Here is a 12929-nt window from a genome sequence, read left to right on the forward strand (position 1 = left end):
CCTTAATTGTTGTTATTCGAGTTAGAAATCCAAGCAGGCTGCTGCTTATTTAAAAAGGCATTTAAACCTTCTTTCGCTTCAGCACCCTGACGGACTTGTGCAATATGTTGTGCAGTTTGTTGTAGCATTACATCACTCATCGGTTGCTTACTCACCATTTGAATCAACTGTTTAGATGCTGCTTGGGCATGTGGGCCACCGAGCAATAACGCATCAATCACATCTTGAACTTTCTGGTCTAAATGTTCAGCATCCGTTACTTCATGTGCTAAGCCAATTTGTTTGGCTTCGATTGCAGAAATACGCTCAGCAGTTAGAAAGTAGCGCGAAGCTTGTCGTTCTCCAATTGCACGAATCACGTAAGGACTAATAGTCGATGGAGCTAAACCCAGTCGAACTTCAGACGTTGCAAATTTTGCTTCATGACTCGCAATACAAATATCACATGCTGATGCCAAACCCATTCCACCACCAAAGGCAACACCATGTACACGAGCGATTGTGGGCTGCTTTAAAGTGGCCAATGCATGAAGCATCTCTGCTAATTTCAACGCATCAGCTTCATTTTCTACTGAAGAAGCTTGACCAGCTTGCTTCATCCAATTCAAGTCAGCGCCTGCGGAAAAACTTTTACCACGACCAGCTAAAACCACGACACGAATATCATCACGGTTATTTAATGTGTTAAAGCAAGCATGAAGCTCCTCTATCACGATTGTATTAAAAGCATTGTGTAGTTCTGGTCGATTAAGCCAGATATAGGCAACCTGATCCTGTTGTTCGAGTTGTAAAAATTGATAGCTCATACAGACCTCTTACATACGGAACACGCCGAATTTTGTTGGTTGAATAGGTGCATTCAATGCAGCTGCAAGACTTAAACCCAAAACATGACGAGTTTGAGCAGGATCGATTACACCATCATCCCATAAACGTGCAGATGCATAATAAGGATGACCTTGTTGTTCGTACTGATCACGGATTGGCTGTTTGAACTGATCTTCTTCCAGTGCAGACCATTCTGCACCTTTTTGTTCGATCTGATCACGTTTCAAAGTTGAAAGCACACTAGCGGCTTGTTCACCACCCATCACTGAAATACGAGAGTTTGGCCACGTCCATAAGAAGCGTGGTGAATAAGCACGTCCACACATTCCATAGTTACCTGCACCAAAAGAACCACCAATAATCAGCGTTAATTTTGGAACATTGGCTGTTGCAACAGCCATCACTAACTTCGCGCCATGTTTGGCAATGCCTTCATTTTCATACTGACGACCCACCATAAAACCAGTGATATTTTGGATAAATAGCAAAGGAATATTGCGCTGAGTACAAAGTTCAATAAAGTGAGCGCCTTTCTGCGCGGATTCAGAAAATAGAATGCCATTATTGGCAATAATTCCAACAGGCATACCATACAGGGATGCAAAACCCGTGACCAATGTTGACCCAAAACGCGCCTTAAATTCATCAAAACGAGAACCATCAACGATACGAGCAATCACTTCACGAACATCAAAAGGTTTTCGTGCATCACTTGGAACAACGCCATATAACTCTTTGGCATCGAATAATGGCTCATCAATTTGTTTACTTAGATCATTCGGCTTTTTATTTAGATTCGCAACGATGTTACGAGCAATTGCAATTGCATGTTCATCATTTTCAGCAAGATGATCAGCGACCCCTGAAAGGCGAGTATGAACATCACCACCACCTAAGTCTTCACTGCTCACGACTTCGCCCGTCGCAGCTTTAACGAGAGGAGGACCACCTAAGAAAATCGTACCTTGGTTTCGAACAATAATGGTTTCATCTGACATAGCAGGCACATAAGCACCACCAGCAGTACAACTTCCCATGACCACTGCAATTTGTGCAATCCCTTGACTCGACATACGGGCTTGGTTGTAAAAAATGCGTCCGAAATGATCACGATCAGGGAAAACTTGATCTTGCATAGGTAAATATGCGCCACCAGAATCCACCAGATAAATACAAGTTAAGTGGTTTTGTTCAGCAATCTCTTGGGCACGCAAATGCTTTTTAACTGTCAGTGGATAATACGTTCCACCTTTGACCGTTGCATCATTGGCAACGATCATGCAAGTTACTCCATTGACTTGACCAATCCCTGCAACAACACCCGCAGCAGGAATATCATCTTCATAAACCTTATACGCCGCTAACTGACCAATTTCTAAAAAGGCAGTACCTACATCTATAAGTTGGTCAATACGATCACGAGGTAACAGTTTGCCACGCGCCAAATGTTTCTGACGTGCATTTTCACCACCACCAAGGGAAATGGATTGCGCAACCTGTTTTAAATCTGAAACCAAGGCGTTCATGGTTTGTTGATTTACTTTGAAGTCTTCGCTTCTTACATTAATTTTGCTTTGTAATTGGTTCATCAGATGCATCCTTATTTGTCGTTATTATTTGGTTTCATTAAACAGCTCACGACCGATTAACATACGGCGAATTTCAGATGTTCCCGCACCAATTTCATAAAGTTTTGCATCACGCCATAAACGACCCGTAGGAAATTCATTGATATAACCATTTCCACCTAAGGTCTGAATTGCTTCACCTGCCATCCATGTTGCTTTTTCAGCAGCGTATAAAATGGCACTTGCAGCATCTTTACGCAGACTGCGATCATGATCGGCCTTATCACAGGCTGCACCGACAGCATATACAAGTGCTTTACAAGCTAACCAAGTTGAGTACATATCGGCAAGCTTTCCTTGCATCAGCTGGAACTCACCTAAAGCCTGACCAAACTGTTCTCGTTGATGAATGTAGGGGATAACAACATCTAAACAGGCATCCATAATGCCTAAAGGGCCAGCACTTAATACGGCACGCTCATAATCCAACCCACTCATTAAAACTTTTGCACCGTTGCCGACGCCACCAAGTACATTCTCAATTGGTACTTCAACATTATCGAAAAATAGAGGGAAGGTATTTGAACCGCGCATACCAAGCTTGTCTAAATGCTTACCATGATTAAAACCTTTCATATCTTTTTCAATTAAGAAAGCCGTCATACCTTTAGCGCCAGCATGAGGGTCAGTTTTGGCATACACCACCAAAACATCGGCATCACCGCCGTTGGTAATCCACATCTTTGAACCATTAAGAACAAAATGATCACCTTTTTGTTCAGCGCGTAATTTCATACTCACCACATCTGAACCCGCATTTGGTTCAGACATAGCCAACGCGCCGACAAAATCACCTGAAACTAACTTAGGTAAATATTTTTGTTTTTGCTGTTCACTACCATTACGGTTAATTTGGTTGATACATAAGTTTGAGTGTGCACCGTAGGATAGACCGATTGCTGCTGAAGCACGAGAGATTTCTTGCAAAACAATAATATGCGCAAGATAACCTAAATTTGTACCACCATATTCTTCAGAAACCGTTAGACCTAATAAGCCCATATCTCCAAACTTTTTCCACAGATGTGCAGGAAAGTGATTATCTTGATCAACTTGTTGAGCAATCGGTGCAATTTCTTTTGCACAAAATGCCGCAACTGAATCTTGAAGGGCAATTAGTGTTTCATCCAGACCAAAATTCAAGCTACGTAGGTTCATTGTGTTCATCCCATTGGTTATATTTGTTGTTCCATAAGCATTCTTGTGTGTGCTTATGAAGTACCATACAATGAATTTTTAAAAAAGTGAATAGAGATTCATAAATTGATTTACAATTCACTTTATTTGTTAGAGAATAAATTTCATGAGCTATAAACGATCATCTTTAATGCAAGAAAGAATGGAACAGAATCGTAAGGCGATTTTAAGTTCTGCTCGAAATCTAATTTCAGAAGGAGGGTTTAAAGACGCACAAATTCAAACGATTGCTGAGCAAGCAGGTGTTTCGAGTGGGTTGGTTTATCGCTACTTTGACAATAAAAGTCAGGTACTGATCGAAGTTCTATCCGAAGCCATCAATACCGAACTACTGGTAATTGATGCGATTACGGAAAGCGATCTATCAGCCGAACAGAAATTGCATAAAGCGGTAGCAACTTTTGTAAAACGGGCACTGAATAGTCCCCAGCTTGCATATTCACTGATGTTTGAACCCGTTGATTCAACGGTCGAGCATGAGCGTTTTCGTGTTAAGCAGTTGATTAAACAGAGTGTTATTAAAATACTTGCTGATGGAAATGCAAGTGGTGAGTTTGTTTTAGAGGATTTGAACACTACAGCGCTATGTGTAGTTGGTGCCATGACTTTCGTTGTGGTTGAACCTTTAGACCCAGCTCAAAACACAAAGTTTGATCAGCAACATAAAGACTATTTTTCAAAACAGATTGCTGATTTTTGTGTAGATGCCGTAAGGAGAAAGCAGGCATAAGCAACAATTAAAACCACAGAATAGGCAGTTTGAAGAGTAGTTGCAGTTACAACAATTAGATGATGTAAGAACAGAATTAAAAAGAATCAAGGAGAATGATTCAATGCAACACGTACGGTTAAGCTATGCCTCTGGAACAAGTTCGCAGCCCTTATTAGGGATGACGATTGGAGAAAAATTTGATCAGGCTTGTCAGCAATATGCTGATCAAGAAGCGATTGTAAGTTCACATCAGAACAGACGGTTAACATATAGAGAATTACAGCAGGAAGTTGAGGCATTTGCCTGTAGTCTGCTGAAACTCGGCCTCAAAAAGGGTGATCGGCTGGCAATTTGGTCCCCAAACTGTGTAGAGTGGACAGTCACCCAATTTGCAGCATTTAAAGCAGGGATTGTTTTAGTTAATCTCAATCCAGCCTATAAAAGCCATGAACTTGAGTATGTGCTCAATAAAGTCTCTTGTAAGGGCTTAATTATCGCATCTCAATTCAAAACAACAAATTATCAGGAACTTCTCACTAGAATTGCGCCAGAAATCAGCTTTTGTACGGATAAGATCATTCATACTGAGCGTCTGCCATTCTTAAAATTTGTTATCAAAATTGATGAACAACAACATACAGGGATTCATCGTTTTAGTGATCTGGTCACACCACCAACTGCCGATCAACTTGATCAACTCGATCTTGCAAGCCAACAACTACAATTCGATGAAACCATTAATATCCAATTCACTTCTGGTACAACTGGCAATCCGAAAGGAACCATGTTGACGCATCATAATATTCTAAATAATGGATATTTTGTCGGTGAGGGCATTCGCCTAACGTCTAAAGATAAAGTCTGTATTTCTGTGCCATTATTTCATTGCTTTGGCATGGTGATGGGGAATCTAGCATGTATTACGCATGGCGCGACAATGGTATATCCTTCAGCCGTGTTTAATCCATTAGATACATTAAAAACCATTCACGAAGAACGTTGTACAGCTGCTTACGGCGTACCGACGATGTTTATCGCAACGTTAGAACATGAACAGTTTAATGAGTTTGACCTGTCAAGTTTAAGAACGGGCATTATGGCAGGTAGTCCTTGTCCACGTGAAATCATGCAACGTGTGATCGAGCGTATGCATATGTCTGAAATTACAATTTGTTATGGAATGACAGAAACTTCGCCTGTTAGTGCTCAAAGCTCTGTCAACGATACCATTGATAAGCGCGTAAGTACTGTCGGTCGTGTACACCCACATGTTGAAGTCAAAATTGTTGACCTTGAAGGGCAAATTGTTCCGACAGGTACTTTAGGTGAATTATGTGTACGTGGTTATTCAGTTATGGCTGGATATTGGGGCGAAGAAGAAAAGACACGTGAAGTGATAGACGCAGCGGGTTGGATGCACACGGGTGATATTGCAGAAATGGATGCTGAAGGCTTTGTTAAAATTAAAGGACGAATCAAAGATGTCGTGATTCGTGGTGGTGAAAACCTCTTTCCAAAGGAAATCGAGGATTTCTTATATACCCATCCGGATATTAGCGATGTTCAAGTGATCGGACTACCTGATCTTCGTTATGGTGAAGAATTATGTGCTTGCATTATTTTGCATGAGCATCATCAGTGTGATGAAGAGAGTATTCGTAGCTTCTGTAAAGACCACATTTCACATAATAAAGTGCCACGTTACGTTAAGTTTTTTAGCGAGTTTCCAATGACTGCTTCTGGCAAAGCACAAAAGTTTAAGTTACAAGAAATCATGCGTGCTGAACTGAACTTAACGGCGACCGTGTTTGACTAGGAAAACAAATAAACTATTGAAAGAACGTATTGAAATAGCTTGAACACAGGTAGATAAAAATGGCAAAAGATTTTAATAGCTCGAAAGTAGTCGATGAATATGATCAGCATATCCGTAAATTAATTCCGGGTTATGAAATGCTCCATCAACAAGTGGATGCGATTTTACAGTCAGTTTTACCTCCAAAAGCACATATCTTAATTGTGGGCTGTGGTACAGGTTACGAACTGGAATATCTACTTAAGAAACACCCTGATTGGATGTTCACTGCAGTCGATCCATCAGCACCCATGCTACAAAAAGCGCAAAAACTTGTTTCAGACATAGGAAAATCTGATCAAGTCTCATTTGTACATGGTGAAACCTCAGCTTTAGCCGATCAAGCTTGTTTTGATGCAGCACTTTCAATTCTTGTCGCACATTTTATTGCTGATGGCTCAAAAAAGGCTTTCTTTCAAGAGATTTATAATCGTCTGAAAGACAGCGGACTTTTAATGACCTATGACTTGATGACTTGTACCGATTCTCAACAATTTCAGGCACTACAACATTTGTGTCAGCACAATGGACTGACATCAACCCAGTGCCAGAAAATGATTGAGCGTCTACATCAAGATTTTTCAACCGTTAGTTTTGATGAATATCAGCAATTATTACTCAAAACAGGCTTTGAGCATGTGTATTCCTATAGTCAGATTTTGATGTATCAAGGATTGATCGCACACAAAAAGCAATCGGATGCTTTAGTGATGCAAGATTCTAAAAATGTGGCTTTAACCCATCATGGAATAAAACATTAATACTAAAATTTAACTTGTAACTTTTTACCAAGCGTTTGATTGACAGTGGCTCATATTTGCCACTGCGTACTTCTTTTGCCTGTGAAAAGTGAAATTCAAATTAAATAGGAGGTGAATCACAGATAAATCAATGTGTTGAGATTAAAAACAAGAAATGCAATGCGGTTAGGTATGACTGCAAAGGATACAAAGCAAACAAATAACGATCTTAAAAGAACTTAATGATCAGGAAAGAAGGAAGTTTATTTAAATGAAAAATTTCATTTTAACGGTACAGAAAAGTGTTTTGGCTCTATCCGTAGTGACTGTCATGTCACCTACATATGCAGCTTCTGAAAGTGCTGAAATCGAACAGCTACGCCAAGAGGTGAAAGAGCTAAGAGCGATGTTGCAACAGTATGTACAACAATCTACGCCTGTACAGACAGCGGCAGCACCCTCAACACCAAGTACGACTATGCCACAAACGGTTCAACCATTTACGCCTAAACTCAGTACAAAATCAGGTGCTGAAGTCAATTTGTATGGTTACATTCGTGCCGATGCCTCATATCAAGCTCAAGGTGCATCGAGTATGTATAACAATATCAGTGGTGTTCCACTAGAGGGTACACCTGAAGAGTCTCAGCAAAAAGACCGCTTGCACACTACAGTGAGTGTGACACGTTTTGGTTTGAATTTTAAAACGCCATCTGCTCTAGGGGACGTAGTTGGAAAATTAGAAATGGATTTCTTCGGTGGGTCATCCCGTGATCAATTTCGTATTCGCCATGCATATTTGACCTTAGATAAATGGTTAATTGGTCAAACATGGTCAACGTTTATTGCACCTGAATACTATCCTGAAACCATTGATGCAGCGACTTATGTGGGTGGTGCTTTACAACGTTCGCCATTGGTTCGTTATAGCGATAAGCTCTCAGAAAATACCAGTTTTGCACTAGCGGTTGAAGATCCAAAATATACAGCAACATCTGACCCCGACAATGAAATACGCTTACCCGCATTTGTTGGACGCGTGAATCACAAATTTGACAATGGCTCGATGCTATCGGGACGTAGTTTTGTTGCTGAGAAAAAAACCAGTAATGACAATGAATGGGCATGGGGTGTAGGTTTAGGAGGTAAATATCAGCTCAATCCAAACACATTCTTAAAAGCAGACTACTACCACGTCAAAGGTGATGGACGTTTCCTAATGTGGACCAATAGTGGCTATGCCATTGATGACAAAAATAATATTCAAACCAATGAGTTTGACTCAATTTCAACGGGTATTACACATCAATTTAACTCTCAGCTTCGCTCAACATTGGGCTACGGCTATATGAAAGCTAAAGACAATAACGACTTTGCCCGTATCCAAAAAGATAATCCAAACCAAAACAAAGAGCTTTGGCAAGGTTGGATTAATGCCATGTACAACCCGTATAAGCCAATTACGCTGGGTATGGAATATGTCTACGGCGAACGCGAAACATTTGATGGCCGCTCAGGGACAGATAACCGCATCAATATGATGGCGAGCTATGATTTTTAATATAAATAAAGCCTTGAATAATATGTTTTTTCTTTAAGGTGCATTATGTCGTTTTAAATAATGATTAGGAAATTATCTCATTGAGGAGATGAAGAATGACAACAGTTAATGTAAATGCAGTAATTGATCAAGCAAAATTTACCCCATTTCACTGGACGATTTTACTCTGGTGCTTATTAATTATTATTTTTGATGGTTACGATCTCGTCATTTACGGTGTGGTATTACCGTTATTGATGCAAGAGTGGTCATTAACCTCGGTTCAAGCGGGAATGTTGGCCAGTACCGCACTCTGTGGGATGATGTTCGGTGCCATGCTTTTTGGTGCATTGGCAGATAAAATTGGCCGAAAAAATGTCATACTAATTTGCGTGACATTCTTTAGCGGTTTTACATTTTTAGGTGCATTTGCATCAAGTCCTTTCGAATTTGGCATTTTACGGTTTTTAGCAGGTTTAGGTATTGGGGGCGTGATGCCAAACCTTGTTGCGCTGACTTCTGAATACGCACCCAAACGCATACGCAGCACTTTGGTGGGCACAATGTTTAGTGGCTATGCAATTGGTGGGATTCTTTCTGCACTTATCGGTAGTTATCTAGTCGAAAGTCAAGGATGGCAAATCATGTTTTTGATTGCAGGTATTCCTTTACTTTTATTACCAGTGATTTGGAAATTTCTTCCTGAATCTTTGACCTTCTTGGTTAAAACAGGAAAGACTGAACAAGCACATCGAATTATTCAAAAAATTTCACCAGAACAAACTATTACCAGCAGCACTCGCTTAACTTTAAATGACGATAACGTCCCAACAGGCAGCTCAGTCAAAGGTTTGTTCCAGCAAGGACGTGCATTCAATACACTGATGTTCTGGGTATTGTTCTTTATGTGCTTATTGATGGTTTACGCATTAAGTAGTTGGTTGCCAAAACTGATGCTTGCGGCAGGCTATTCACTTGGCAAAAGTATTTTGTTCTTACTAGCTCTCAATGTCGGAGCAATGATCGGTTCAATTGGTGGCGGTATTCTTTCTGATAAATTCCATTTAAAACCCGTCATTATGGGAATGCTAATGGCAGGCGTTGTGGCGCTCGTTGGCTTAGGATTTAACTCACCAGCTTATGTTTTATATGGTTTAGTTACTGTGGCTGGTGCTGCAACTATCGGTACTTCAATTCTACTTTATAGTTATGTTGCTCAGTTTTATCCACTTAGCGTCCGCTCAACAGGCATTGGTTGTGCTTCAGGTGTTGGACGGATCGGTGCAATTGTCGGGCCAATTTTAACAGGCATGTTACTGACCTTAAACCTTCCACATACAATGAATTTTGTGATGATTGCTATTCCAGCCATGATTGCAATCTTTGCGATTTTAAGCTTAAAGCGTCATAAGTTTGATGAACCAGAACATCAAGTGGAACAAATAAAAGTAAGCCTAAGTGAGTCGAGTAATGCTTAATCTAATTAGCAAAATTTAGTTCTTTAAAAGAAGAATAAAAAGCCCATTAAATATTTGATGGGCTTTTTAGCTATATAAGCAATAATACAATATAGATATGATTTTATTATTCAATTTTAAATTCCAACTCAGCAAAACAAAAAAAAGCATTCATAAATGAATGCTTTTTCTAATTTCAGATTTTAAATATTTAAATTTCAATCGCAACAGCCGTTGCTTCACCGCCGCCGATACACAACGCAGCAACACCTTTCTTCTTGCCTAAACGTTTTAATGCATAGATCAATGAAAGAATAATTCTGGAACCTGTCGCACCGATTGGATGACCTAAAGCACATGCGCCACCGTGAATATTGACTTTCGCTTCGTCAATTCCTAGTTCATAAATAGGCGCCATTGCAACCATCGCAAAGGCTTCATTAATTTCCCAAAGATCGACCTCATCCACAGACCAGCCAGCATGATCAAGTACTTTTTGAATTGCACTGATCGGAGCAATGGTAAATTCACTAGGATGTTGTGAATGACTTGATGTTGCTACGATTTTTGCAAGAACACCCAAACCATTTGCTTGAGCATAATCTTCTGTAGAAAGCACTAAAGCTGCTGCACCATCCGAAATCGAACTCGAATTGGCTGCTGTAATCGTACCATCTTTGCTAAAAGCAGGTCGTAAGGTTGGTATCTTGTCGAGATTCGCTTTTAATGGCTGCTCATCTTGATCAATAACTTCAGTACCTTTACGCGTTTTGATTTCAACTGGAACGATTTCGTCTTTAAAATATCCTTCCGTAATTGCAGCCTGAGCCTTTTTGAGCGAAGAAATTGCAAAATTATCCATTTGTTCACGAGTGAAACCTTTGGTATTTGCCATATCCTGTGCAAAAGAACCCATTAGACGGCCTGTTTCAGCATCCTCAAGACCATCTAAAAACATATGATCTTTGATCTCACCATGCCCCATACGATAACCACCGCGTGCTTTGGGTAAGATATACGGCGCATTGGTCATAGATTCCATGCCACCCGCAACCACAATATTTGCGCTGCCAGCTTTTAATGTATCAGATGCCATCAATACCGCTTTCATTGCAGAACCACAAAGTTTATTGATCGTTACAGCACCAACATGATCTGGCAATCCAACTTTACGCATTGCTTGACGAGCAGGGCCTTGTCCAATCCCTGCACTCAATACACAACCGAAAATGACTTCATTCACTTGATCGGGTGTAATACCTGCTCTCTGAACAGATTCTCGAATCACAGCTGCACCTAACTCAGGCGCAGTTAAAGATGACAAGCTCCCTTGAAAACCGCCCATTGCAGTACGGCTACCAGATACAATCACAATTGAACTCATGTTTATATTCTCTTTAAATAACTTATAGACTTAAAAAAGCTCTAGAAAAACTAGAGCAATGTCATAACAAAACTAAGCAACTAATGATTTATTAAAAATTAATGGCACACCTGTAGCGGCTTTTATTTGCTCTAAGCTGACATCTTTGGCAAGTTCAATCAGTTCAACACCTTGTGCCGTAATATCCATCACGCCTAAATCACTAATAATTCGATGGACTACTGCTTGACCAGTAAGCGGTAAACTGCAATTTTTCACAATTTTAGCTGTTCCATCCTTAGCGCAGTGTTCCATCAACACCACAACTTTTTGCACGCCAACAACTAAATCCATTGCGCCGCCCATACCTTTTACTTTTTTGCCTGGAATCATCCAATTGGCCAAATCGCCTTGTTCAGAGACTTCCATTGCACCCAAAATTGCAATATTCACATGACCGCCACGAATCATGGCAAAAGATTCAGAGCTAGAGAAGAATGCAGCGCCTGCACGCGCAGTAATGGTCTGTTTTCCAGCATTGATGAGATCAGCATCTAATGTTGCTTCAGTTGGAAACTCTCCGATACCTAACAAGCCATTCTCTGATTGAAGCCAAACATTCATATCTTTTGGAATATAGTTAGCAACAAGGGTAGGTAACCCAATTCCAAGATTGACATAAAAACCATCTTCGAGTTCTTGTGCGGCACGTTGTGCCATTTCATTACGAGACCAAGCCATTTATACCGCCTCCATGCTTAATGTTTTTTGTTCAATACGTTTTTTTGGGGTTGCATTCAAAATAATGCGATTGACATAAATTCCTGGCAAATGAATTTCATCTGGATCTAGCTCACCGATTTCAACAATTTGTTCAACTTCAACGATGGTGATCTTGCCAGCCATAGCACATTCAGGATTGAAATTTTTGGCCGTTTTTCGGAAAATCAAATTACCAGCTTTATCTGCTTTGTAAGCTTTAACCAATGCCACATCAGCTGTGAGTGATTCTTCTAAAATATAATTTTTGCCATGAAAAGATCGCTGTTCTTTGCCTTCAGCAATCAAGGTACCAACACCTGTTTGAGTATAAAAAGCAGGAATACCCGCACCGCCAGCGCGTAGCTTTTCAGCCAAAGTTCCTTGTGGAGTAAGTTCAACTTCTAGCTCACCATTGAGATACTGGCGTTCAAACTCTTTGTTTTCACCAACATAAGAGGAGATCATTTTTTTGATCTGTCTAGTTTGTAGTAAAATACCTAAACCGAAATCATCAACGCCAGCATTGTTAGAAATACATGTAAGTCCTTTGACACCACTTTGCTTTACTGCGGTTATCAGTTTTTCTGGTATTCCACACAATCCAAAACCGCCAACAGCAAGTGTCTGATGATCGAAAACAATCCCTTTGAGGGCATCCTCTGCATTGCTATAAACTTTATTCATTCTGTTGTTTTCCTTTTATCCCTTAGCATTTTTATTATTAGCACTTCGCTTTTTGATGTAGAAGTTGATTTTTTTAAAGGATTAATGAGGAAAATTAATAAATGATAGTTTTAAATGAAATACCATGTAGAAAACAATTAAATAAAAATTTGATTTATATAGA

Annotated in this window: 11 protein-coding genes; 5 read left to right on the forward strand and 6 right to left on the reverse strand. The window is 40.0% G+C overall.

Going from position 1 to position 12929, the window contains the following annotated elements; genetic code table 11:
• Positions 1 to 2 precede the first annotated feature (2 nt).
• From ACF8D3_RS05335 to ACF8D3_RS05345, 3 genes are read right to left on the reverse strand one after another with little or no spacing between them, the layout of a single operon-like run.
• Positions 3 to 806 carry an enoyl-CoA hydratase/isomerase family protein gene (locus tag ACF8D3_RS05335; protein WP_392470580.1) on the reverse strand — a complete coding sequence of 268 codons (804 nt, stop codon included), beginning with the start codon at positions 804 to 806 and terminating at the stop codon, positions 3 to 5.
• 9 nt (positions 807 to 815) lie between these two features.
• Positions 816 to 2417, reverse strand: coding sequence for a carboxyl transferase domain-containing protein (locus ACF8D3_RS05340; RefSeq protein WP_392470582.1), 1602 nt, complete (start codon positions 2415 to 2417; stop codon positions 816 to 818).
• Positions 2418 to 2441: 24 nt separating this feature from the next.
• A complete protein-coding gene (locus ACF8D3_RS05345; protein ID WP_392470584.1) occupies positions 2442 to 3614 on the reverse strand; it encodes an isovaleryl-CoA dehydrogenase in 1173 nt (390 codons plus the stop codon).
• 145 nt (positions 3615 to 3759) lie between these two features.
• Here ACF8D3_RS05345 and ACF8D3_RS05350 point away from each other — a divergent pair, with 145 nt between their 5' ends.
• From ACF8D3_RS05350 to ACF8D3_RS05370, 5 genes are all read left to right on the forward strand, one after another.
• A complete protein-coding gene (locus ACF8D3_RS05350) occupies positions 3760 to 4383 on the forward strand; it encodes a TetR/AcrR family transcriptional regulator (RefSeq protein WP_392470585.1) in 624 nt (207 codons plus the stop codon).
• Between the two features lie 103 nt (positions 4384 to 4486).
• On the forward strand, positions 4487 to 6181 hold the full coding sequence (locus ACF8D3_RS05355; protein WP_392470586.1) for an AMP-binding protein: 1695 nt from the start codon (positions 4487 to 4489) through the stop codon (positions 6179 to 6181).
• Between the two features lie 59 nt (positions 6182 to 6240).
• Positions 6241 to 6981, forward strand: coding sequence for a class I SAM-dependent methyltransferase (locus tag ACF8D3_RS05360; RefSeq protein WP_392470589.1), 741 nt, complete (start codon positions 6241 to 6243; stop codon positions 6979 to 6981).
• A 250-nt stretch (positions 6982 to 7231) separates the two neighbouring features.
• Entirely contained in the window at positions 7232 to 8521 is a 1290-nt protein-coding gene (locus ACF8D3_RS05365) for a DcaP family trimeric outer membrane transporter (protein ID WP_392470590.1), read from the forward strand.
• Positions 8522 to 8616: 95 nt separating this feature from the next.
• Positions 8617 to 9978, forward strand: coding sequence for an MFS transporter (locus ACF8D3_RS05370; protein WP_392470591.1), 1362 nt, complete (start codon positions 8617 to 8619; stop codon positions 9976 to 9978).
• Between the two features lie 190 nt (positions 9979 to 10168).
• Here the strand turns inward: ACF8D3_RS05370 and ACF8D3_RS05375 are convergent, their stop codons facing one another.
• The 3 genes from ACF8D3_RS05375 to ACF8D3_RS05385 all read right to left on the reverse strand — a co-directional run bounded on the left by ACF8D3_RS05375 (position 10169) and on the right by ACF8D3_RS05385 (position 12766).
• Positions 10169 to 11341, reverse strand: a complete 1173-nt coding sequence (locus ACF8D3_RS05375; RefSeq protein ID WP_392470593.1) for a thiolase family protein — start codon at positions 11339 to 11341, stop codon at positions 10169 to 10171.
• 72 nt (positions 11342 to 11413) lie between these two features.
• The gene (locus ACF8D3_RS05380) at positions 11414 to 12061 is read right to left on the reverse strand and encodes a 3-oxoacid CoA-transferase subunit B (protein ID WP_004879489.1); all 648 of its coding nucleotides are present in this window, start codon (positions 12059 to 12061) and stop codon (positions 11414 to 11416) included.
• Positions 12062 to 12766, reverse strand: coding sequence for a CoA transferase subunit A (locus ACF8D3_RS05385; RefSeq protein ID WP_392470594.1), 705 nt, complete (start codon positions 12764 to 12766; stop codon positions 12062 to 12064).
• Positions 12767 to 12929: the final 163 nt, after the last annotated feature.

The sequence above is a fragment of the Acinetobacter sp. YQ_14 genome (assembly GCF_043102985.1).
Classification (GTDB): Bacteria; Pseudomonadota; Gammaproteobacteria; order Pseudomonadales; family Moraxellaceae; genus Acinetobacter; species Acinetobacter venetianus.